Here is a 22,850-nt window from a genome sequence, read left to right as displayed (position 1 = left end):
CGCAGCCCAGGTGCAAAGCCGAACCCTGACCACCGTACTGCTGGGCGTGGCGCAGACCCTGGCCTGGGCGTCTTCGTACTACCTGCCCGCCATCCTGGCGGACGCGATCGGCCGCGACGTGGGGGCCACCAGTGCCACGGTCTTCGCCGCCTTCTCGGTGGCTTTGCTGATGTCCGCGGCCATCGGTCCGTTCGCCGGCAGGTTGATCGACCGGCACGGTGGGCGGCCCGTGCTGATAGGCAGCAGCCTGGTGTTCGCGGCCGGGCTGGTGGCGCTAAGCCAGGCCCGGCAGCCGCTGCACGTCTTCGAGGCCTGGGCCGTGATGGGCCTGGCGATGGGCAGCGGGCTCTACGAAGCGGCGTTTGCCACGGCGGTGCGGCTGCACGGCCAGCAGGCGCGGCGCACCATCACTGGCATCACGCTGTTCGCGGGGTTTGCCAGCACGGTCGGCTGGCCTTTGAGCGCCTGGCTGCATGCCAGCGTCGGCTGGCGCGGGGCCTGCCTGGCATGGGCCGGCCTGCACCTGGCCATCGCCTTGCCGCTGTACGCGATGCTGCCCCGGGCCAGCCGTGCCGCGCCCATGCCGACAGAGGCAGCGAGCACGCCGGGCGGCCCCGCGGGCCTGCCGCCGCACCAGCAGCGCCGCGCGGCCGTGCTGCTTGCCTTCGTGTTCGCAGCCGCATGGTTCATCAGCACGGCCATGGCCGCGCACCTGCCCCAGCTCCTGCTGGCCGTGGGGGCCGGCGCGGCGGCGGCGGTGGGCATCGCGGCACTGGTGGGGCCGGCCCAGGTGGCTGGGCGCCTGATCGAATTCGCGTTCCTCGGCCGCGCGCATCCGCTGCTGTCGGCGCGCCTGGCCACGCTCGCCCATCCACTGGGTGTCCTGTGCATGGCGGCGTTGGGTGGCGCAGGTGCCATCGCATTTGCGGTGCTGCATGGGCTGGGCAACGGCATCCTGACCATCGCGATCGGCACGCTGCCCTTGCTGTTCTTCGGCGCGCAGGGCTATGGCCAGCGCCAGGGCTTTCTGATGGTGCCGGCCCGCGTGGTGCAGGCCGGCGCGCCGTTCCTGTTCGGGCTGGCGGTGGCGCGGTGGGGCGTGGGGGCACTGTGGATCTCGGGTGGCCTGGCCATCGCGGCGTGCCTGGCGTTGGGCTGGCTGGCACAGGGCATGCGCGCAGAGGCGGCGCGGTCTGCGCGCACCGGTGCGCAGTAGCGGGCTTGTCCTGCACCAAAGCCGGGGAGGGCGTGGCATCCTGCGCGGCTCATGCGCTGTTGCCTTCACGCTCCCCACCTCGTGTGGCCGCTGCCCCCTGAGGGGGCTGCACTCCAGCTTGGGGCGGCACGTCGATGAAGAAGCCCCTGCAGACCTGGTTCGCCGCCCGCGGCTGGAAGCCGTTCGCGTTCCAGCGCGAGGTGTGGCAGGCCATCGCCGCGGGCGAGAGCGGCCTGCTGCATGCCACCACCGGCGCGGGCAAGACCTACGCCGTGTGGCTGGGCGCGCTGCAGAGCTTCGTGCAGAAGGAGATCGTGCGCCAGGGCAAGCCCGTGGCCGCGCCGCTGACCGTGCTGTGGATCACGCCCATGCGCGCGCTGGCAGCCGACACACTGCGCGCGCTGCGCGAGCCGCTGGCCGAGGTGGCGCCGCACTGGTCGGCCAGCGCGCGCAGTGGCGACACGACCTCGGCCGAGCGCAGCGCGCAGGACCGGCGCTTGCCGACCGTGCTGGTGACCACACCCGAAAGCCTGTCGCTGCTGCTGGCCAAGGCCGACGCGCGGCAGCTGTTCGCGCACTTGCGCCTGGCCGTGGTGGACGAATGGCACGAGATGCTGGGCAACAAGCGCGGCGTGCAGGTGCAGCTGGCGCTGGCCCGGTTGAGGCTGTGGCAGGGCGCGCTGTGCACCTGGGGCATGTCGGCCACGCTGGGCAACCTGGAGCAGGCAAAGGATGTGTTGCTGGGCCCGGGCCGACCCGGCCGCCTGGTGCGCGGCGCCGTGCCCAAGAAGCTCACGATCGACACCTTGCTGCCGCCGCGCGCCGAGCGATTTCCCTGGGCCGGCCACCTGGGCCTGGCCATGCTGCCGCAGGTCGTCGCCGAACTGGCGGCCAGCAGCACGGCACTGGTGTTCACCAACACGCGCTCGCAGGCCGAGATCTGGTACCAGGCGCTGCTGGAGGCGCGGCCCGACTGGGCCGGTGAGATCGCACTGCACCACGGCTCGCTGGACCGCGGCGTGCGCGAGTGGGTGGAGGCCGGGCTCAAGGCCGGGCAACTGCGCGCCGTGGTCTGCACGTCCAGCCTCGATCTGGGCGTGGACTTCCTGCCCGTGGAGCGCGTGCTGCAGATCGGCTCGCCGCGTGGCGTGGCGCGGCTGCTGCAGCGCGCGGGCCGGTCCGGCCACGCGCCGGGCCGGCCATCGCGCATCACGCTGGTGCCCACGCACAGCCTGGAGCTGGTGGAGGGTGCAGCGGCACGCGTGGCCGTGGCGGCCGGGCAGGTGGAGGCGCGCGAGCCGCCATCGCAGCCGCTGGACGTGCTGGTGCAGCATCTCGTGACGGTGGCGCTTGGCGGCGGGTTCATGCCCGATGCGCTGTACGCCGAGGTGCGCACGACCCAGGCCTATGCGCTGCTGGCGCCCGACCGCTGGCAGTGGTGCCTGAACTTCGTGCGCCAGGGCGGCGCGGCGCTGGCCGCGTACCCCGACTACCAGCGCGTGGTGCCCGACGAAGAGGGCGTCTGGCGCGTGCCCGACGCAAGGCTGGCGCGCCGGCACCGCTCCAACATCGGCACCATCGTGTCGGACGCCAGCATGGCCGTGCAATACGTGGGCGGCGCGCGCATCGGCAGCGTGGAAGAGAGCTTCGCGGCGCGGCTCAAGCCCGGCAATGCGTTCATGTTCGGCGGCCGGCTGCTGGAGCTGGTGCGCATCCACGAGATGACGGCCTGGGTGCGCAAGGCGACGGGCAGCAAGGCCGCAGTGCCGCGCTGGAACGGCGGGCGCATGCCGCTGTCGTCGCTGCTGGCCGATGCGGTGGTGGCCGAGCTGGCCGAAGCCGGGCAGGGCCGTTACGACAGCCCCGAGATGCAGAGCGTGCAACCGCTGCTGGACGTACAGCGCCGCTGGTCCGCACTGCCCACGCCCACCACCTTGCTGGCCGAGACACTGAAGTCGCGCGAGGGCTGGCACCTGTTCCTGTACCCGTTCGCGGGCCGCCAGGTGCACCTGGGTCTGGCCAGCCTGCTGGGCTGGCGCGCGGCCCAGGCCACGCCGCGCACCTTCTCCATCGCCGTGAACGACTACGGCTTCGAGCTGCTGTGTGCCACCGAGCTCGACTGGCACGTGTTGCTGCCCGACCTGCTGCACCGCGCCACCGACGGCCCGGCGCTGCTGGCCGAGGTGCTGGAGAGCCTGAACGCGGGCGAGCTCGCGCAGCGGCGCTTTCGCGAGATTGCGCGTGTGTCCGGCCTGATCTTCCAGAGCCACCCGGGCGAGAAGCGCAGCAGCCGGCAATTGCAGGCCTCGTCCTCGTTGTTCTGGGAGGTGTTCCGCAAGTACGACCCGGCCAACCAACTGCTGCTGCAGGCCGAGCAGGAGCTGCTGGCGCAGGAGCTGGAGGTGGGCCGTCTGCAAGGCGCGCTGCAGCGCATGGCCGCGCAGCAGCTCGTGCCGGTGGCGCTCGCGCGGCCCACGCCGTTCGCGTTTCCGCTGATGGTGGAGCGCTTTCGCGAAAAGCTGTCGAACGAGAAGGTGGCCGACCGCATCGCGCGCATGCTGGCGCAGCTGGAGAAAGCGGCGGGCGGCCAGGCCGAGGGCGGTGGCGACAGCGTGCAGGCCGGCCTGCAATTCGGCCGGCAGAGCGACATCACGCCGCGCCCGCCCAGGCCGCCGCGCAGCCGGGGGCGGCGCTGATGGCGGGCCACACCGTCCACGCCGTGGAATGGGCCGGCGAGACGCTGGTGCTCCTGCCCGAGCGTGCGCTGTGGTGGCCCGCGCGCCGCATGCTGCTGATCGCCGACCTGCACCTGGGCAAGGCCGCCACCTTTCGCGCTGCCGGCCAGCCCGTGCCGGCCGGCACCACGCAGGAGAACCTGGCGCGGCTGGACGCGCTCATCGCGCAGCACGGCGCCCGGCATCTCGTGGTGCTCGGCGACTTCCTGCATGCCGAGCAGGCGCGCACAACGTCGCTGCTGGCCGCGCTGGCCGCGTGGCGCGCGCGCTATGGAGGGCTGGCCATCACGCTGGTGCGCGGCAACCACGACAGCCATGCGGGCGACCCGCCGGCCGACCTGGGCATCGCCATCGTCGACGAACCGTACCTGGTCGGCCCGTTCGCCCTGTGCCACCACCCGCAGACGCACGCCACGCATTTCGTGCTGGCCGGCCATGTGCACCCGGCCTGCCTGCTGTTCGGCGCGGGGCGCGACCGGCTGCGCCTGCCGTGCTTCGTGGCGGACGCAGGCCAGGCCGTGCTGCCGGCCTTCGGCGAGTTCACGGGCGGCTGGCGCGTGGAGGCGGCGCCGGGGCGCAGGCTGTATGCGGTGGGAGATGGTGGCGTGTGGCCGCTGCCGTGAACTGGCGCGGCCGCTCGCGCCAGGTGCAAAGCATCGAAGTGGCGCGCAACCGGCTTTTCGCGCCATTTCGATCGGCGCGCATGCCGCCATGCCACTATGCGCGCGACAGCATCTGCCCCGCCCGCGCCAGCACCGCCGCCTGCCCCTCGCGGTACGCCAGCGCGCCATTCACGAACACCGCCTCCACGCCCACGCTCAACTGCTCGGGCTGCTCGAAGCTCGCCATGTCCGTGATGCGCTGCGGATCGAACACCACCACGTCGGCGTGCGCGCCCGCGCGCAGCAGGCCTCGGTCGGCAATGCGGAACTGCCGCGCCGACAGGCCCGTCATCTTGTGCACCGCCTGCTCCAGCGTGAACAGCCCGCGCCCGCGCCAGTAGCGCGCCAGCACGCGCGGGAACGCGCCCCATAGCCGCGGGTGCGGGTGGCGGTCGTGCGGCAGGCCGTCCGAGCCGATCATGCTGCGCGGGTGGGCGATCACGCGCTCCACGTCTTCTTCCTGCATCTGGAAGTAGCAGGCGCCGCCGGGCATGAGCCGGCGCGCGGCGGCCTTCTGGTCCACGCCCCAGCCGGCGGCGATCTCGGCCAGCATGCGGCCGCCCAGCTCGGGGTGCGGGTCGCTCCAGGTCAGCAGCACGTCGATCACGCCGTCGATCAGGTCCTCGCGCAGCACGGTGGAGCCGGCCACGTAGGGGTAGACGTCCATGGCGATGTCCTGGCGCTGCGCGAGCTGGTCGATCAGCGGCAGCGTCTCGCGCGTGCGGCCCCATTGCGCGGGGCCGGCGCACTTGTGGTGCGAGATCACCAGCGGCAGGCCGGCCTCGAACGCGCAGTCGCCGGCCTCGTGCAGCGCCTCGATGATGGCCTGCATCTCGCTGCGCAGGTGCGTGGCGTAGACGCCACCGGCGCGCGCGGCCACGCGGGCCAGGTCGGTCACCTCGTCGGAAGGGGCGGCGAAGGCTTCTTCGTAGAACAGGCCGGACGACAGGCCCAGCGCGCCGGCATCCATGCATTCCTGCAGCAGCGCGGCCATGCGCGCGCGCTCGTCGGCCGTGGCGGCGCGCGCGAGGTCGTCCATGGCCGCGAAGCGTAACGTGGTGTGGCCGACCAAGGCGGCGACGTTCAGTGCCGGCAAAGCTTGTGTGACTGCTTCCCGGTAGGCGGCCATGCTGGCGTAGCGGAACGCGTCCGGCCCCAGCAGCGTGAGCGGCGGCAGTGCGCGCTCGGTGCGGTAGGGCGCCAGCGAGATGCCGCAGTTGCCGGTGACCACCGTGGTGATGCCCTGCGACAGCTTGGGCAGGTACTCGGGCGTGCGCAGCACGGCCGCATCGTCGTGCGTGTGCACGTCGATGAAGCCGGGCGCGATGACCTTGCCGCGGCAGTCGTGCACCTGCAGGTCGGCCAGGTCCAGGCCGGCGGGCAGATGCTCGCGCAGCCGCTGGCCCAGGCGTTCGATGCGGCCGTCCTGCAGCAGCACATCGCCAGGCCAGCCGGGCGCGCCGCCGCCGTCGACGATGAGGCCGCCTTCGAGCAATGTCGGTGTGCTCATGCCTTCTCCTCCTGGGCTGCCACGTCCCACACCGGCAACGGATAGCCCTGCACGTCGATGCCCTGGCGCTGCAGCGCGGCGCGCACGCGGCGCAGACGGGCCAGCGCGGGCTCGCCGAGCTTCTGCGCGACCAGCACCGACAGGATCTCGATCACCGTCAGGTGCGCGAGGTAGGCGTCGATGCCCACGCGCATCACGGCGTCCTCGGGCACATCCAGCGCCAGCAGCAGATCGGCGCGCGCGGCCAGTGCCGAGCCGGGGCGCGTGATGGCGACCACGCGCGCGCCCTGGGCGCGCGCCACGTCCACGCTGTCCAGCAGCGAGGGCATGCCGCCCACGTGCGAGAACGCCACCACGACCGAGCCCGGCCCGTGCGCGCCGGCCGCCACCTGCTGCAGGTGGTAATCGGCCCACGCGTTGACCGACAGGCCCAGGCGGAACAGCCGTGCCTGCAGGTCGTTGGCCATGAACCAGGAGGTGGCGCCCGCGCCGTAGATGTCGATGTGCGGCGCGGCGGCCAGCGCGGCGGCCGTGGCCTCGACCACGGCCATGTCCAGCTGCGCGCGCACGCCCAGCACCGAGGCCGAGGCGCTGCGCACGATCTTGGCCGTCACGTCGTCGGCCGTGTCGCCGATGCTCACGCTGCGGTGCAGCGGCGAGCCGCCCAGCGCCAGCGCCTGTGCCAGGCCCAGCTTGAATTCGCGCAAGCCGGCGTAGCCCAGGTCGCGGCAGGTGCGCATGATGGTGGGCACCGAGCTGCGCGAGCGCTCGGCCAGCGTCTCGAAGCTTTCCTCCAGCGCGCGCTCGGGGTCTTCGAGGATCAGCTCGAGGATGGCGCGGCGCGTGGCCGGTGCGCTGGCGCGCAGCGCGGCCATCTTTTGCAGCAGGTTGTCGGCCATGGTCAGAACTGAGTGGTGATGGCGTCGACCACGTTCAGGCTTTCGTCCACCACCGGCATCCAGCGCCACTTGTCGAAGGTGGTGCACGGGTGCGAGATGCCCAGGCCGATGCGCTCGCCCACGGCCGGCGCCAGCGCGTCGTCGGCTTCCTCCCAGCGCAGGTAGGCGTGCTGGTCGTTCAGCGCGGTGATGGCCCAGCTGGCGGGCACGCCGGCGGGCGCGAGGCTGCCGCGCGCGGCGCGTGCGATGGGCACAGGCAGCGACAGGTCGAACGAGATGTCGCGCCGGCCCACGGCCACGATGGCCAGCCGCGGCTCGGGCCGCGACTGCACGGTGGCCCAGACCTCCAGCGCGGGCCGCAGGCCTTCGCCGCAATCGCAGCCCAGCCGCTGGTCCACCGCGTCGACCATGCGCTTGTAGAAGCCATGGTCGTGCGTGACATAGCAGCCCGAGCGAAGCAGACCGCGCACGGGCCGGCCCAGCGTGGGCCGCAGCCGGCCGGCCACCAGGTCGAAGATGGCCGAGCCGCCGGCCGAGAACAGCAGCTCGTCGGCCTCGAATAGATCCTCGGCCACGCAGGCGCGGGCCAGGGCGTCGACGCGGTCCATCAGCGTGTTGGCATAGGCAGTGTCGGGTGCGCTCTGGCCGGTGGCGCCCTGGCCCTCATAGCACTCGATGCCGACCAGGCGCGTGGCGGCGCTGGCGCGCACGGCGCGGGCCAGGGCCAGGGCCTCGTCCTGCGTGCGGCAGCCGGTGCGGCCGCCGGCCACGCCGATCTCCAGCATCACTTCGAAGACACCGGGGCGGCCCTGGCGTGCATGCCAGTCGTCGATGAGTGCCAGCTGCGCCAGCGAGTCGACGAGGAACACCACGCGCAGGTCGGCGTGCGCCGCCAGCAGGCCGCGGATGCCGGCCAGGTCGTCGTCGGCCACGACCTGGTTGGCGATCAGCGTGCGGCGTGCGCCCGCTGCCACGCCGATGGCCAGCTGCGCCACCGTGGCGAACGTGATGCCCCAGGCACCTGCGTCGAGCTGGCGCGCGAACAGCTGCGGCGACATGGTGGTCTTGCCGTGCGGCGCCATGTCCACGCCCTGGCTGCGCGCGTACTGCTGCATCCAGGCCAGGTTGTGGGCGAGGGCGTCACGCCGGATCAAGGCGATGGGCAGCGGCAGGTCGCCGGCCAGCACGTTCCAGCCGGCTTGGCCGATCTGGCTGCGCGCGCGCGGCGGCTGGGTGCGGGGATAGCCCTTGTAGCTGGCGTCCAGCTGGGGGTCGAGCAAGGTGTCGTTCATCAGTAGATTCCGGCGATGGAATGGCGGGCCACGAAATGGCCAGGGCCGACTTGTACCAGCGGCTGCACCACGGGCTCGTCGCCCACGGCGCGGATGGGGCTCGGGATATCGCCCTCGATCAGCGCGCGCCCGCCATGGCGGCGCGCGGGGTCCGCCACGGGCACCGCCGCCATCAGCTTGCGCGTGTAGGCGTGCTGCGGGTTCTCGAATACCGCGCGGCGCGGCCCGATCTCCACGATCTGGCCCAGGAACATCACGGCCACGCGGTGGCTGATGCGCTCGACCACAGCCATGTCGTGCGAGATGAACAGGATGGCCACGCCCATCTCGCGCTGCAGCGCCATCATGAGGTTCACGATCTGCGCCTGGATCGACACGTCGAGTGCCGACACGGATTCATCGGCCACGATGAGCTTGGGCTCCAGCGCCAGGGCGCGCGCGATCGCGATGCGCTGGCGCTGCCCGCCCGAGAACTCGTGCGGGTAGCGCTGGGCGGCTTCGGGCGGCAGGCCCACCTTGTGCAGCAGCCATTGCACGCGGGCGTCGGCCGCGCTGCCCTCGGCCACCTTGTGGATCAGCAGCGGCTCGCGGATCGAGAAGCCCACGGTCTTGCGCGGGTTCAGCGAGGCGAACGGGTCCTGGAAGATGAACTGGATGTCGCGGCGCAGGGCCTGCACTTCGTTGGTAGGCAGCGTGAGGATGTTGCGGCCGCCGAACTCGATGGCGCCGCCCTGGCAGTCCACCAGGCGCAGCAGCGAGCGGCCCGTGGTCGACTTGCCGCAGCCCGATTCGCCAACCAGCGCCAGCGTCTCGCCCGGGTGCAGGTCGAAGCTGACCTGCTCGACCGCGTGCACGCGCCGCGTGGGCTTGCCGAACAGGCCGCCCTTGAGGTCGAAGCGCGTGACCAGGTTCTTCACGCGCAGCAGCGGCGCGGCGCCGGGCTGGCGCGTGTCGCTCGTGGGCTCGGCCGCCACGGGCGCGGCATCGTCCACGCGCAGCAGCTCGAAGGGCCGCGGCAGCTCGCTGCCCTGCATGGCGCCCAGGCGCGGCACGGCCGACAGCAGGGCCTTCGTGTAGGCATGCTCGGGGCGCGCGAACACGGCGTCCGTCGTGCCTTCTTCCACGCGGTCGCCGCGCAGCATGACCAGCACGCGGTCGGCCACCTCGGCCACCACGCCCATGTCGTGCGTGATGAAGATGACGCCCATGCGCATCTCTTCCTGCAGCTGGCGGATGAGCTGCAGGATCTGCGCCTGGATGGTCACGTCCAGCGCGGTCGTGGGCTCGTCGGCGATCAAGAGCTGCGGCTTGCAGCACAGCGCCATGGCGATCATCACGCGCTGGCGCATGCCGCCCGAGAGCTGGTGCGGGTAGCGGCCCAGCACGTTGCGCGCCTCGGGGATGCGCACGAGCTCCAGCATGCGCAGCGCCTCGGCCAGCGCGGCGGTGCGGTCCATGTGCTGGTGCACGCGCACCGACTCGGCGATCTGCTCGCCCACGGTGAACACGGGGTTCAGCGAAGTCATGGGCTCCTGGAAGATCATGGCGATGTCGGCGCCGCGCACCTCGCGCATCTGCGCAGGCGCGGCCGGCACGAGGTCCAGCACCTGGCCGTTGCGCCGGCGCAGCAGCGCGCTGCCGCTCGCGATGCGGCCGCCGCCGTGCTCGATGAGCCGCATCAGCGCGAGCGAGGTGACCGACTTGCCCGAGCCCGATTCGCCGACGATGGCCAGCGTCTGCCCGCGCTCGACCGTGAAGCCCAGCCTGCGCACGACATCGACGCTCTGGCCCTGTGGGCCGCGGAAATGCACGCTGAGGTCGTCGACGGCCAGCACGCGGCCTTCGGGCAGGGCCAGCGCCGGCGCGACGGGGCGCGCCAGGGTGGTGGCATCCATGGTCACACCGCTTTCTTGAGTTTGGGGTCCAGCGCGTCGCGCACGCCGTCGCCCAGCAGTTGCAGTGACAGTGCCGTGAGGATGATGGCCAGGCCCGGGAACAGCACGACCCAGAAGGCCTGGTGTGCGTACTGCTGGCTGCCCGCCACCATGGTGCCCCAGGTGGGGATCTCGGGCGGCATGCCCACGCCCAGGAAGGAGAGCCCGGCCTCGGCCAGGATGGCGTAGGCGAAGATGAACGAGGCCTGCACGAGGATGGGCGACATCAGGTTGGGCAGCACGTGGTGCCACAGGATGTGCGGCGTGCGCGCGCCGATGGCCCGCGCGGCCTCCACGAACAGCAGCTCGCGCACCACCAGCGTGGACGCACGCACCACGCGCGCCACGCGCGGCGTGTAGACCAGCACCAGGGCCAGCACCACGTTGCCCAGCGAGGGCCCGAGGATGGCCACGAGCGCGATGGCCAGCAGGATGTCGGGGAAGGACATCATGGCGTCCACCACGCGCATGAGCGGCGCGTCGAGCCGGCGGAAGAAGCCGGCCACCAGGCCCAGCAGCGTGCCGGCCAGCACCGAGCCGGCAGCCGTCAGCGCGGCGATGGCCAGCGAGTAGCGCGCGCCATGCACGATGCGGGCGTACAGGTCGCGGCCGAGCTCGTCCGTGCCCATCAGGTGCGCCTCGCTCGGCGCCTTGAGCCGGTCGAGGATGGCGGTGTCGTTGGGGTCGGCCGAGGCGAACAGCGGCGCGCCGACGGCCAGCACCACGATGGCCAGCAGGATCACGGCGGACAACAGCACGATGCGCCGGCGCAGCAGTTGCTGGAGCAGGGGAGGAAGCTTCATACCTTGACCCGGGGATCGACCACGGCGTACAGCATGTCGATCGCGAAGTTGATGAACACGTAGATCGCCGCGATGACCAGCAGCGCGCCCTGGATCACCGGGTAGTCGCGCCGCAGCACGGCACCCACCACCAGGTTGCCCACGCCGGGCAGACCGAACACGGTCTCGGTGACGACGGCGCCGCCGATCATCAGCGCCATGGTCAGGCCCACCACGGTGACGATGGGCACCAGCGCGTTGCGCAGCGCATGCTTGAGCACGACCACGCCTTCGCCCAGGCCCTTGGCGCGGGCCGTGCGCACGTAGTCCTCGCCCAGCACGTCGAGCATGGACGCGCGCGTGAAGCGGATGATCAGCGCCGAGTTGAGCAGGCCCAGCACGCAGGCCGGCAGCACCAGCGTGTGCAGGCGCTCGGCCAGCGAGGCGTCGGGCTGGCCGTACCCTGACACCGGGAACCAGCCCAGCGACACCGCGAACAGCTGGATCAGCACGATGCCGAGCCAGAAGCTGGGCACGCTGGCGCCGAGCATGGCCACGCCCGTGAACAACTGGTCCACCGCGCGGCCGCGCCACACGGCCGAGACGATGCCGCAGGGGATGCCGATCAGCGCGGCGATGCCGACCGCCATCAGCGTGAGCAGGGCCGTGGGCTCGGCGCGCTCGGCCAGCGCCTGCGTGACGGGGCGCTGCAAAAAGATCGAGTCGCCCAGGTTGCCCTGCAGCACCTCGCGCAGCCAGTAGCCGAACTGCATCGGCAGCGGCCGGTCCAGCCCGTACTGGGCCTGCACGCGCGCGATGTCGGCCGCCGTGGCCTGGTCGCCCAGCAGCACCGCCACCGGGTCGCCCGAGGCCGCGCGCGTGAGCACGAAGACCAGCACCGCGACGATGGCCAGCACGGCCAGCATTCCGGCGGCCTTGGACAGGATGAACTTGGCCATGGCTTACTTGATCTTTGCGTTCCAGAAGAACGGCCAGGTCGCGGGCTGGTAGTTGTCGAGCGCCGGGCTCCTGGCCGACAGGCCGCTGAACTTGCCCACGTTGATGTAGGGCACCTCGTCATAGACCAGCTGCTGCACCTTGCCCCACAGCGCGGCGCGCTTGGCGGGGTTGGGCTCGGCGTTAAAGGCGGCCAGCGCGGCCTGCTTGGTCGGCGTCTCCCACCAGCCGGGCGCGCCGTCGCCCAGTTGCGGCGGCGACAGCATGGGCTCGGGGAACTGGCCGGAGTGGGTCACGTAGATGTCCCACAGCTTGGCGTCGTTGCGGCGCTGCACCAGCGTGGCCCAGTCGACCACGTTGAGGTCGACCTTGAAGCCGGCACGCTTGAGCTGCTCGGCCATCAGCAGCGACATGTTGTAGTGGAAGTCGTACTGCCGGCTGGTCAGCACGCGGATGGGCTGGCCCTGGTAGCCGGCCTTGGCCGCGGCCTCCTTGGCCTTGGGCGCGTTGCGCTGGTTGTAGGCGGCGCTGCCGGCCTCGCTGTAGAACGGCGATCCCTTGGGGAAGTGGTTGGCCTCGACCGTGAAGAAGCGCGTGTCGCCGAAGCCTGCGGCGAGCATCTCGCCCGTGCCCAGCGCCTGTTGCACGGCCTGGCGCAGCGGCGCGCTGGCCATCACGCCTTCCTTGGTGTTGAGCACCAGGTAGGGGAAGCCGAAGGACGGCGTCATGATCGGCACGGTCTTGCCGGCGGCCTTTTCCAGGCGCGGCAGCGACTCGGTGGGCAGCAGGTCGGCGAAGTCGTACTGGCCAGCCAGCGCGCCTTCCACGCGCGTGTTGGCGTTCGGCACCGGCACGAAGCGCAGCTCGGCGATGGCGGCTTCGCGTTTGCCACCGTAGCCGTTGGCCGGCTCGCTGCGCGCCGTGTACTGGTCGAAGCGCGACAGCAGCACGAACTGGTCGGGCCGGCGTTCCTTGAAGCGGTAGGGCCCGGTGCCGACGAATTCCTTGAGCGGCGTCGCGATCGATTCCTTGGCCATGATGGCGGCCATGCCGCTGGGCAGCGCCAGTTGCGCGAGCAGCGGGGCGTAGGGTTCCTTGAGCACGATCTCAACACCCAGCGGGCCCTTGGCGGCGATGCGCTCGACCTGCTTGCCCACGGCCTTGCCGCGCGGCGACTGCTCCATCCAGCGCTGCAGGCTGGCGACCACGTCGTCGGCGGTCAGCGCGCGGCCGCTGTGCAACTGCACGTTCTTGCGCAGCGTGATGGCGTAGGTCTTGCCGTCGGCGGAGATCCTGGGTGCGGCCTCGGCCAGCATGGGCACCACGGCCCACTTGGCGTCGAAGGTGTAGAGCGGCTCGTAGACGTGCTGCATGATGGTGCCGACCAAGTCGGCCGTGGAGGCCATCGGGTCCAGCGTCTGCGGCTCGGCCACCATGGCCAGCGTCGCGTAGGCGCGCGGCGCAGGGGCCTGCGCTTGCACCACGCTGGCGCAGGGCGCCAGGCAGGCCAGCGCCAGCACGGTGCGGCGCAACAGAGGGATGGGGCGGTACGTGGGGATGGCGGGCTTCATGGGTTCTCCTGAGACGCGGCTTGCACCAAAAGTGTGAAAGTAAATTTCAATAACGGCTAAGATATTCGCCAGGATGCAGGTTTTGTGCCAGGGTTTACCCGTATTATTGAAAATTACTTTCAATATTTGATTGTGTCAGGAGCTTTGTGATGCCACTCGAATACCTGGGCCTTCCGCCCATCGCCTCGGACCGCCAGGCCCGCCCCTTGTCGCCTGCCGTGCGCGCGGGGGACTTCGTCTACGTCTCCGGCCAGGTGCCTGTGGACGCGAACGGCGAGCTGGTCGGCGGCGGCATCGAGGCGCAGACGCGCCAGGTGCTGGAGAACGTGCGCGCCGCGCTGGCGCTGGCCGGTGCCGATTTCGACGACGTCTGCAAGTGCACGATCTGGCTTGACGATGCGCGCGACTTCGGCGCGTTCAACCGCGTCTACATGGGCTTCTTCCCGAACGGCAAGCCGGCGCGCTCGACCACCGAGGCGCGGCTGATGGTGGACGCCAAGGTCGAGATCGACGTGATCGCGTACAAGCCCAAGGCGTAAGTTCCTCGGGGAATCCGCTAGGCACGGCAGCCGCCGCGGGTGGCGATGATGCAGGCGGCGCGCGGCCCAGGTGCCGACGCGCTGCTTGCACCACTTCAGGAGACACACCCGCATGGCCTTTTCCCCCGAACTCTCGCGCCGCCGCATCGTGCAGGGCGCAGCCGCCGTTGCCGCCGCCAGCGTGTGGCCCGGGCTGCACGCGCAGCCTGCGCGCTGGCCCGACAAGCCAGTGCGCATCGTCGTGCCCTTTCCGCCCGGCGGGCTGACCGATGCCTACGCGCGTTTGTTCGCCGACCATTTGAGCCAGACGCTGGGACAGCCGGCGGTGGTGGACAACAAGCCCGGCGGCGGCGCCATCATCGGCATCAGCCAGGTGGCCAAGGCGCCGGCCGATGGCTACACGCTGCTGGTCTCCACCTCCGGCACGGTGTGGCAGAACCGCGTGCTCTACAGCAAGTTGCCCTACGACCTGGACAAGGACCTGACGCCGGTCGCGCTGTTCCCCTCCGGCCCTCTGGCCGTGGCCGTGGCCCCCGATGTGCCGGCGAAGAACATGCGCGAGTTCATCGCCTTTGCGAGGGAGAAGCAGGTCAACATGGCCAGCTACGCGCCGGGCTCGTACCCGCACCTGGTGGCCGACCAGTTGAACCGCCACGCCGGCACCAAGATCCAGACCATCAACTACAAGGGCGAGTCGCCGATGTGGATCGACGTGGCCGGCAATGCCACGCAGATCGGGATCGGCAGTTATCAGGCCTTCGCCACCGTGCAGGGCCGCGGCGTGCGCCCCATCGGCGTGACCGGCAAGTACCGCTCGCCCAAGATGCCCGACGTGCCCACGCTCGTGGAGCAGGGCATCGATACGCCCTTGGTGGGCCTGGAGGGCGGCCTGGCGCTGATGGCCCCTGCCGGCACCCCGGAGGCGGTGCTGCAGGCCTTGAACAAGGTGGCCGTGGCCTGCGTGGAGACCGAGCGCGGCGCCAAGCTGCGCGAGAACTTCGGCATCCCCAACAAGCCCAAGAACCTGGCCGGCACGCGCAAGGACTGGGACGCCGAAGTGCCGATGTGGATCAAGGTGGCGGTGGACCTGGGCATCAAGCTGGATTGAGTGCGGCCCGCCCCTCGGGCGGTGCCTTTCGTTCTTTCTACTGTCGTCAACAAGGCGCCTGCACGCGCCTTGCATCGGGCCGCGCAGGCCGCCCGGCGGCTGCGGCCTCAACTGTCGATCGGCCCTGACTATGCTCATGCGCAGGGTGTTGGTCATGCATTCGACCATCTGATTGTTTGCAAGCGCCTGTCACCCATCGTCTTGGGTTCTTGCCTCGCACGGGCGGACTCAGGCCCGTGTCAATCCGCACTTCGCGGTGCGGTCCGGTGGGAGAGAGCAGATGAGGAACACGCTCAAGTGTGCGATGGCGACGGGGGCGCTGGCGATGCTGGCGGCCTGTGGCGGCGGGGGCGGGGATGACGACGAGTTCGAGCCGATCGGCCCGCCTGCCGGGCCGGCCGGCATGCTCGACAAGTATGTCGGGTCCTATTCGGCGTGCGACCTCAATCACACCCGCTTCAACCTGGTTGTGACGAGTGAAGTCAACCGCCTCCATGGCTTCAAGCGGGAGAACGTCACCTACGAGAACGCCGACTGCACCGGCAGTGTGCTGGGGACGCACGCATGGAGCGCGCCCGCGCAACTGGAGTACCTGTCGGCGAGCGACGTCCTCGTCCGCAGCACGGAGTTGCCCGGCAACCTCAGGGTCGACAAGGCTCGCATACTCATGAGCAATGTCCGGTTCAAGGTGGAAGGGCCTGCCGTCGCGAACGACTGCATCACCTATCCGAAAGGCACCATCTGCTACGACACCAAGACCATCAACGGCGACGGCGAGATCGCGCTGTACCTGTCAGGCAGCACGTTGTACGTGATGGCGCAGAACATCCTCGTCTCCGAGCACGGCGTTCCCGTCCACCGTTACTGAACCGCGCTCAACGCACCTGCTGCTTCTCCAGCTTCCTCGCCAGCGTGCGCCGGTGCATGCCCAGCCGGCGCGCGGTTTCGGAGATGTTGAAGCCGGTCTCGGCCAGCACCTCGTGGATGCGCTCCCACTCCAGCGTCTTGATCGACGTGGAGCGGTTCGTGAGCTCGACCTCGATCGTGCCCTCGGCGCGGCCGAACGCGGCCTCGATGTCATCGGTGTTCGAGGGTTTGGCCAGGTAGTGGCAGGCGCCCAGCTTGATGGCCTCCACCGCGGTGGCGATGCTGGCAAAGCCGGTCAGCACGACGATCAGCATGTCGGCATCGTGCGCATGCAGCGCGCGCACGCAGGCCAGGCCCGAGGCCTCGCCCTGCAGCTTGAGGTCGACCACGGCGTAGCCGGGCGCGAAGCTCTGCAGTTGCGTCGTCAGCTGCTCCAGGCTGGCGGCCACGCGCACGGCGTAGTCGCGCCGCTCGAAGGAGCGCGCCAGCGTGCGCGCGAAGGCCGCGTCGTCTTCGACGATCAGCAGGCGGCGTGGGTCTTCAGATGGCATCGGCGTCGTCCTCCTCGGACAGGGTGATGGCGGCCAGCGGCAGGCTGATGCGCACCTCGGCGCCGCCTTCGGGCCGGTTGTGCGCCGCCACCGTGCCCCCCAGTGTGCGCGCAACGTTGACCACGAGGAACAGGCCCAGCCCGCCGCCGGGCCGGCCCTTGCTGGACTGGTAGGGCTTGCCGATCTGCTTGAGCATGTAGGGCAGGAAGCCGGGGCCGCTGTCGCGCACGGTCAGCACGAGCTGGTCGGCCTCGCGCGAGGCGTGCAGGTGCACGGCGTGCGGCGAAGCGTCGAGCGCGTTGTCCAGCACATTGCCGATCATCTGCTTGAGCGCGGAGTCGGACACCATGGGCAGGTCGTCGCCGAACGCATTGGTGTAGGTGAAGCCCGGCGATGGGCGCGCGCGGCGCCAGTTCTGCACCACGCCATCGAGGAACGCGGCGACCGTGGTCGCGCTGGACGATTCGCCGCGCGCCTCGCCGGCCGACAGCAGGATGCCGCTGACGATGGACTTGCAGCGCGCGACCTGGGCCTGCATCTCGGCCACGTCGTTGGCCAGCTCGGGCTCGGAGCTGAAATGCGGCAGGTGCTGCCAGTCGCCCAGGATCACGGCCAGAGTGGACAGCGGCGTGCCCAGCTCATGCGCTGCGCCCGAGGCCAGCAGGCCCATGCGCACAATGTGGTCCTCTTCGGCGGCACGCTGGCGCAGTGCGGCCAGGCGCAGGTCGTGCTCGCGCAGGTTGCCCACGATGCGCGCGATGAAGGTCACGAGCAGCGCCGCATTCAACGCGAAGCACACCAGCATGCCGACCATGTAGGGGCTGGCCAGCCCGCGGTGGTAGTCGGCCGGCAGCGGCAGCGGCTGGGCCCACAGCGCCAGCGCGGCAAAGCAGGCGGTCGTGACGGCCACCATCGCCCAGGTGGCCCATGCCGGCAGCAGCACCGCGCCCAGGATCACCTGCAGCAGGTACAGGAACACGAAGGGGTTGCTGGCACCGCCGGAGAGGTAGAGCTGTGCCGTCAGCGCGGCCACGTCCACCAGCAACGCCACCAGCAGCTCGGCGCTGGTCACGCGGCGGCCCGTGCGCAGGCGGATCACGCTGAGCACGTTGATGGCCACCAGCCCGGCCAGCACCGTGAGCATGGACTCGATCGGGATCGCGATGCGCAGCCCGTAGTGCACGACCTCGATGGTCAGCACCTGGCCGAACACGGCGATCCAGCGCAGCTGGATGAGCTGCTGCAGGTTCTTCAGGCCCGCCGCTTCGCCAGGCGCGCTCTGGCGCGAGGCGAGGAACGGCAGGGCGGGGGGCGATGTCAGCGGCATGGGCCGGGATTGTCGGTGCGCCGCGCGGGGCTGTGGCTCAGGCTTGCGGCTGGCGCGCGCTGCGCCACACGTACACGCCTGCGCCGGCCACCATCAGCGCCAGCACGTACCAGGTGACGGCATAGACCAGGTGGCTGTCGGGCAGGCGCAGCACCGTGAGGCCGCCGACCGGCCACTGTCCCGCGGGCGTGGCCTCGGCGTCCACGAAGTAGGGCGCCACGCGGCCGGCGGGCAGGCCGCGCGCGGCAGCGATCGCCGCCACGTCACGCGAATGCCAGCGGTTGGCGGCCGGATCGTTCTTGCGCAGGAAGCCGCCATGCGGCTCGCTGATGCGCAGCAGGCCGATGACGCTGACCGGGCCGGCCGGTGGCGCGGCCTGTCGCGTGGCGGGCTCGCGCCGGTCCGGCGGCACGAAGCCGCGGTTCACGAGCACCACGCTGCCATCGGCCAGGCGCAGCGGCGTCAGCACCCAGAAGCCCGCGCCCAGCGTGGTGGTGGCCTGCGTGAGCACCTCGTGGCCGTGCAGGAACTCGCCGTCCAGGCGCAGCCGGCGGTATTCGAAATCCAGGGGGGACGCGGTGACCGCCGGCCAGTCCTGCGCGGCTGGCGGTGCGGTCGGCGCGGCGTGCACGCGGGCGTCGATGCGCTCGATGAGCGCGTGCTTCCAGCCCATGCGCTGCACCTGCCATGTGCCCAGCGCGGCGAAGCCGGCGAACAGCAGCACGGCGCCCGCCAGCAGCCAGGGCAGGCCGCGCGCCTGCCGCGCCGTCATTGCGTGACTTGGTGCTGGTGCGGGTGTTGCTGCTGGGCCGGGTCGCCGTTGTGCGAGGGCATCATGTTGGCGTTCATGTAGAACATGACCCACAAGGTGCCGGCGATGGCGATGCCGACGAAGACCACGGTGAAGATGGTGGACAGCATGGTCCAGCCGCCTTCGATCTTGCCGTTCATGTGCAGGAAATACACCATGTGCACGAGGATCTGCGCAATCGCCAGGCCGCCCAGCACCAGCACGGCGACGGTGCGGTTCTCGATGACCTTGTTCATGACGAGCCAGAACGGGATGGCCGTGAGGATGACGGACAGCACGAAGCCGATCACGTAGTCGCGCATCGTGACGTGCGGGCCGTCGTCGTGGTGGTCGTCATGGCTGTCATGGTGACCGTCGTGGTGCGCATGCGTGCTCATCAAAGCACTCCCATCAGGTAGACAAAGGTGAAGACGCCGATCCAGACCACGTCCAGAAAGTGCCAGAACATCGACAGGCACATCAGCCGGCGCTTGTTCTCGCGGATCAGGCCGTGCTTGGCGATCTGCACCATCAGCACGACCAGCCAGATCGAGCCGAAAGTGACGTGCAGGCCGTGCGTGCCGACCAGCGTGAAGAAGGCCGACATGGCGGCGCTGCTCTGCGGCGTCGCGCCTTCGTGGATCAGGTGGTAGAACTCGTACAGCTCCACCGCCAGGAAGCACAGGCCGAACATACCGGTCACGGCCAGCCAGGCCAGCGTGCCGCCCTTGTTGTTCTGCTGCTTTTGCAGCATGGCGAAGCCGAAGGTGATGGACGAGAGCAGCAGGAAGGCCGTGTTGATGGCCACCAGCTTCAGGTCGAACAGCTCGGCACCGCCCGCGCCGCCCGCGTAGTTGCGGCCCAGCACGCCGTAGGTGGCGAACAGGGCGGCGAAGATGAGGCAGTCGCTCATCAGGTACATCCAGAAGCCCAGCGCCGTGCCGTTCTCCGGATGCGGTTCTTCCGCCAGGTGGTAGACGCGCGGGCCGTCGTGGTCGGCCGCGCCGGTTTGGTGGCGCGGGCCCAGGGCCGTGGCGTGGCCGGCAGGGTAGGCGATATCAGACATGGCGGGCCAGCAGTTGGGTGCGCGCGTTCTCGGCGGCGGTGACTTCGTTCGCCGGGATGTGGTAGTCGCGCTTGTAGTTGAAGGTGTGGGCGATGGAGGCCACGACGATGGCGGCGAACGAGGCAGCGGCCAGCGGCCACATGTGCCAGATCAGCGCGAAGCCCAGCACCAGCGACAGGCCGGAGATCACGACGCCGGAGCCCGTGTTCAGCGGCATGTGGATGGGCTTGTAGCCGGACAGCGGACGCTGGTAGCCATGCTTCTTCATGTCCCACCAGGCGTCCATGTCATGCACGACGGGCGTGAACGCGAAGTTGTACTGCGGCGGCGGCGAGGACGTGGCCCATTCGAGCGTGCGGCCGTCCCAGGGGTCGCCCGTCACGTCGCGCAACTGGTCGCGGCGCAAAAAGCTCACGCCCAGCTGGATCATGAAGCTGGCGATACCCAGCGCCACCAGGAAGGCACCCACGGCGGCGATCTGGAACCAGATCTGCAGCGAGGTGTCCTCGAAATGGCTCACGCGGCGCGTCACGCCCATCAGGCCCAGGATGTACAGCGGCGTGAACGCCACCCAGAAGCCCACCAGCCAGAACCAGAACGAGCACTTGCCCCAGAACTCGTCGAGCCGGTAGCCGAAGGCCTTGGGGAACCAGTAGTTGATGCCGGCGAACATGGCGAACACCACACCGCCGATGATCACGTTGTGGAAGTGCGCGATCAGGAACAGGCTGTTGTGCAGCACGAAGTCGGCCGGCGGCACGGCCAGCAGCACACCCGTCATCCCGCCGATGGCGAAGGTGACCATGAAGCCGATGGTCCACAGCATGGGCACCGTGAAGCGGATGCGGCCGCGGTACATGGTGAACAGCCAGTTGAAGATCTTCGCGCCCGTCGGGATCGAGATGATCATGGTCGTGATGCCGAAGAAGCTGTTCACGCTGGCGCCCGAGCCCATGGTGAAGAAATGGTGCAGCCAGACCAGGTACGACAGGATGGTGATACACACCGTGGCGTAGACCATGGAGGTGTAGCCGAACAGGCGCTTGCGGCTGAACGTGGCCACCACTTCGGAGAACACGCCGAAGGCCGGCAGCACCAGGATGTAGACCTCGGGGTGGCCCCAGATCCAGATCAGGTTCACGTACAGCATGGGGTTGCCGCCCAGGTCGTTCGTGAAGAAGTTCGTGCCGACGAAGCGGTCCAGGCTCATCAGCACCAGCGCGGCCGTGAGGATGGGGAACGAGGCCACGATCAGCGCGTTGGTGCACAGCGAGGTCCACGTGAAGATCGGCATCTTCATGAGGTCCATGCCGGGGGCGCGCATCTTGATGATGGTCACCAGCAGGTTGATGCCCGACAGCGTGGTGCCCACCCCCGCGATCTGCAGCGCCCAGATGTAGTAGTCCAGCCCGACCCCCGGGTTCTGGTGCCCCAGGTTGGACAGCGCCAGCCAGCCGGAGGTGGAGAACTCACCCAGGAACAGCGACACCATGACCAGCGCGGCCCCGGCGGTCGTCATCCAGAAGCTGAAATTGTTCAGGAACGGGAAGGCCACGTCGCGCGCGCCGATCTGCAGCGGCACCAGGTAGTTCATGAGGCCGGTGACCAGCGGCATCGCCACGAAGAAGATCATGATCACGCCGTGCGCCGTGAAGATCTGGTCGTAGTGGTGCGGCGGCAAATAGCCCATGTTGTCGCCGAAGGCCATGGCCTGGTGCAGGCGCATCATGATGGCGTCGGCAAAACCGCGCAGCAGCATCACGATGCCCAGGATCATGTACATGATGCCGATGCGCTTGTGGTCGATGCTGCACAGCCAGTCGCGCCACAGCGGGCCCCAGACGCGGTATTTGGTCAGGACGGCCAACAGGCCCAGGCCCCCCAGCGAGACGGCGATGAAGGTCCACAGCAGGATGGGCTCGTGGGCCATCGGGATCGAGTCCCAGGTGATGCGGCCCAGCAGCCAGTGCGCGGGCGCGGTCGTGTGTTCGGTCATGGCCATGGCTCAGAAAATCTCGAGGTCTTTGCGCGTTTCAGCGGTGCAGATGGCGCCTTCGGCTGCGGCCGCCAGCTTTTGGCCGGCCCGGTAGCTCTGGTTGCGCTGGGCGTCCTGGGCCATGGTGGCGTGCATGCAGGGCTGGCCTTCTTCCACGCACAGGTTCAGCACGCGCTGGTACAGGCCGGGCTCCACGGAGGCGAAGCGCTCCACCGGGTTGCGCTCGCTCGGCTTGACCAGGTTGCGGTAGGCGTCGCGCGACAGCGGCTTGCCCTCGGCCTTGGCCTTGGCCACCCAGGCCGCGAAGTCGGCGTCCGACAGGCCGTGGAACTTGAACGTCATGCCCGAGAAGCCGGCGCCGCTGTAGTGCGAGGACATGCCCTGGTACACGCCGGCCTTGTTCATGACGGCGTTCAGCTCGGTCTGCATGCCGGGCATGGTGTAGATCATGCCGGCCAGGTCCGGAATGTAGAACGCGTTCATGGTGTGGCTGGACGTCAGCGTGAAGCGGATCGGCCGGTCCACCGGCGCGGCCAGCTCATTGACGGTGGCGATGCCCTGCTCGGGGTAGAAGAACAGCCACTTCCAGTCCAGCGCGACCACCTGCACCTCCAGCGGCGTGACGCCCTGGTGCACGGGGCGGCCGGGCGCGATGCGGTCCAGCGGGCGGTAAGGGTCGAGCTGGTGCGTGGTGATCCAGGTCAGCGCGCCCAGCGCGATCACGATGACCAGCGGTGCGGCCCAGATCACGAGTTCGAGCTTGGTGGAGTGGTGCCAATCGGGGTCGTACTCGGTCTCGGCATGCTGGCTGCCCTGGCGGTAGCGCCAGGCGAACAGCAGGATCAGCACGATCACCGGCACGATGATCAGCAGCATGAGCACGGTGGCAATGACGACCAGGCGCCCCTGCTGCGCCGCGATGTCGCCCGCCGGGTAGAGCACGACCATTTTGCTGCAGCCGGCCAGCAGGCCGGCCAGGGCCAGCAGGGCCACAGCCCGGAGTGATGTGAGTAGACGCATGCGGTACATGGCAGAGGTCCGTAAATCG

20 protein-coding genes are annotated in these 22,850 nt (G+C 69.9%); 6 read left to right on the top strand and 14 right to left on the bottom strand.

Annotated elements, in window-relative coordinates:
- The first annotated feature begins 10 nt into the window (after window positions 1–10).
- The 3 genes from ASF43_RS06715 (at window position 11) to pdeM (ending at window position 4,574) form a co-directional block, all read left to right on the top strand.
- Window positions 11–1,216, top strand: a complete 1,206-nt coding sequence (locus ASF43_RS06715; protein WP_056177896.1) for an MFS transporter — start codon at window positions 11–13, stop codon at window positions 1,214–1,216.
- A 134-nt stretch (window positions 1,217–1,350) separates the two neighbouring features.
- Complete coding sequence (locus ASF43_RS06710) at window positions 1,351–3,912, top strand: ligase-associated DNA damage response DEXH box helicase (RefSeq protein ID WP_056177895.1); 2,562 nt, start codon at window positions 1,351–1,353, stop codon at window positions 3,910–3,912.
- Window positions 3,912–4,574: a ligase-associated DNA damage response endonuclease PdeM gene (gene pdeM, locus ASF43_RS06705; RefSeq protein WP_056177893.1), complete on the top strand. Its 663-nt coding sequence runs from the start codon at window positions 3,912–3,914 to the stop codon at window positions 4,572–4,574. Before ASF43_RS06710 ends, pdeM begins: the two co-directional genes overlap by 1 nt.
- Window positions 4,575–4,668: 94 nt before the next feature.
- Here the strand turns inward: pdeM and ASF43_RS06700 are convergent, their stop codons facing one another.
- The 7 genes from ASF43_RS06700 to ASF43_RS06670 are packed head-to-tail and all read right to left on the bottom strand — an operon-like array spanning window position 4,669 to window position 13,558.
- Complete coding sequence (locus ASF43_RS06700; RefSeq protein ID WP_056177891.1) at window positions 4,669–6,123, bottom strand: amidohydrolase family protein; 1,455 nt, start codon at window positions 6,121–6,123, stop codon at window positions 4,669–4,671.
- Window positions 6,120–7,022 carry a MurR/RpiR family transcriptional regulator gene (locus tag ASF43_RS06695; protein ID WP_056177889.1) on the bottom strand — a complete coding sequence of 301 codons (903 nt, stop codon included), beginning with the start codon at window positions 7,020–7,022 and terminating at the stop codon, window positions 6,120–6,122. Before ASF43_RS06695 ends, ASF43_RS06700 begins: the two co-directional genes overlap by 4 nt.
- A gap of 2 nt (window positions 7,023–7,024) precedes the next feature.
- Window positions 7,025–8,314 carry an amino acid deaminase gene (locus ASF43_RS06690; RefSeq protein WP_056177887.1) on the bottom strand — a complete coding sequence of 430 codons (1,290 nt, stop codon included), beginning with the start codon at window positions 8,312–8,314 and terminating at the stop codon, window positions 7,025–7,027.
- A complete protein-coding gene (locus ASF43_RS06685) occupies window positions 8,314–10,209 on the bottom strand; it encodes a dipeptide ABC transporter ATP-binding protein (RefSeq protein WP_056177884.1) in 1,896 nt (631 codons plus the stop codon). Before ASF43_RS06685 ends, ASF43_RS06690 begins: the two co-directional genes overlap by 1 nt.
- A 2-nt stretch (window positions 10,210–10,211) precedes the next feature.
- Window positions 10,212–11,051, bottom strand: a complete 840-nt coding sequence (locus ASF43_RS06680; RefSeq protein WP_056177882.1) for an ABC transporter permease — start codon at window positions 11,049–11,051, stop codon at window positions 10,212–10,214.
- Window positions 11,048–11,989: an ABC transporter permease gene (locus ASF43_RS06675; RefSeq protein WP_056177879.1), complete on the bottom strand. Its 942-nt coding sequence runs from the start codon at window positions 11,987–11,989 to the stop codon at window positions 11,048–11,050. Before ASF43_RS06675 ends, ASF43_RS06680 begins: the two co-directional genes overlap by 4 nt.
- Window positions 11,990–11,992: 3 nt before the next feature.
- Window positions 11,993–13,558, bottom strand: coding sequence for an ABC transporter substrate-binding protein (locus ASF43_RS06670; RefSeq protein ID WP_056177877.1), 1,566 nt, complete (start codon window positions 13,556–13,558; stop codon window positions 11,993–11,995).
- Window positions 13,559–13,707: 149 nt separating this feature from the next.
- On the opposite strand from ASF43_RS06670, the gene ASF43_RS06665 reads away from it, so the two are divergent.
- The 3 genes from ASF43_RS06665 to ASF43_RS06655 all read left to right on the top strand — a co-directional run bounded on the left by ASF43_RS06665 (window position 13,708) and on the right by ASF43_RS06655 (window position 16,073).
- A complete protein-coding gene (locus ASF43_RS06665; RefSeq protein WP_056177875.1) occupies window positions 13,708–14,097 on the top strand; it encodes a RidA family protein in 390 nt (129 codons plus the stop codon).
- 112 nt (window positions 14,098–14,209) lie between these two features.
- Window positions 14,210–15,205 (top strand): tripartite tricarboxylate transporter substrate binding protein, encoded by a 996-nt coding sequence (locus ASF43_RS06660; RefSeq protein ID WP_056177873.1) that lies wholly within the window; start codon window positions 14,210–14,212, stop codon window positions 15,203–15,205.
- A 280-nt stretch (window positions 15,206–15,485) separates the two neighbouring features.
- Window positions 15,486–16,073 carry a hypothetical protein gene (locus tag ASF43_RS06655; RefSeq protein ID WP_056177871.1) on the top strand — a complete coding sequence of 196 codons (588 nt, stop codon included), beginning with the start codon at window positions 15,486–15,488 and terminating at the stop codon, window positions 16,071–16,073.
- Between the two features lie 7 nt (window positions 16,074–16,080).
- On the opposite strand, the gene ASF43_RS06650 is transcribed toward ASF43_RS06655, so the two are convergent.
- From ASF43_RS06650 to cyoA, 7 genes are read right to left on the bottom strand one after another with little or no spacing between them, the layout of a single operon-like run.
- Window positions 16,081–16,623 (bottom strand): response regulator transcription factor, encoded by a 543-nt coding sequence (locus ASF43_RS06650; RefSeq protein ID WP_056177869.1) that lies wholly within the window; start codon window positions 16,621–16,623, stop codon window positions 16,081–16,083.
- Entirely contained in the window at window positions 16,613–17,950 is a 1,338-nt protein-coding gene (locus ASF43_RS06645) for an ATP-binding protein (protein ID WP_082497647.1), read from the bottom strand. The genes ASF43_RS06650 and ASF43_RS06645 overlap by 11 nt, the downstream gene beginning before the upstream one ends.
- A gap of 37 nt (window positions 17,951–17,987) precedes the next feature.
- Entirely contained in the window at window positions 17,988–18,722 is a 735-nt protein-coding gene (locus ASF43_RS06640; protein ID WP_056177866.1) for an SURF1 family protein, read from the bottom strand.
- The gene (gene cyoD, locus ASF43_RS06635) at window positions 18,719–19,138 is read right to left on the bottom strand and encodes a cytochrome o ubiquinol oxidase subunit IV (RefSeq protein WP_056177864.1); all 420 of its coding nucleotides are present in this window, start codon (window positions 19,136–19,138) and stop codon (window positions 18,719–18,721) included. The genes ASF43_RS06640 and cyoD overlap by 4 nt, the downstream gene beginning before the upstream one ends.
- Window positions 19,138–19,806: a cytochrome o ubiquinol oxidase subunit III gene (gene cyoC / locus ASF43_RS06630; RefSeq protein WP_056177862.1), complete on the bottom strand. Its 669-nt coding sequence runs from the start codon at window positions 19,804–19,806 to the stop codon at window positions 19,138–19,140. The genes cyoD and cyoC overlap by 1 nt, the downstream gene beginning before the upstream one ends.
- Window positions 19,799–21,802 carry a cytochrome o ubiquinol oxidase subunit I gene (cyoB, locus tag ASF43_RS06625; RefSeq protein WP_056178187.1) on the bottom strand — a complete coding sequence of 668 codons (2,004 nt, stop codon included), beginning with the start codon at window positions 21,800–21,802 and terminating at the stop codon, window positions 19,799–19,801. The genes cyoC and cyoB overlap by 8 nt, the downstream gene beginning before the upstream one ends.
- A 9-nt stretch (window positions 21,803–21,811) precedes the next feature.
- Complete coding sequence (gene cyoA, locus ASF43_RS06620; protein WP_082497679.1) at window positions 21,812–22,822, bottom strand: ubiquinol oxidase subunit II; 1,011 nt, start codon at window positions 22,820–22,822, stop codon at window positions 21,812–21,814.
- Between the last annotated feature and the right edge of the window lie 28 nt (window positions 22,823–22,850).

Source organism: Pseudorhodoferax sp. Leaf267 (genome assembly GCF_001422405.1).
In the GTDB taxonomy this organism is placed as follows: Bacteria; Pseudomonadota; Gammaproteobacteria; order Burkholderiales; family Burkholderiaceae_C; genus Pseudorhodoferax.
Note: the sequence above shows the minus strand (reverse complement) of the source record. Positions and strands in the feature narration are given on the sequence as shown.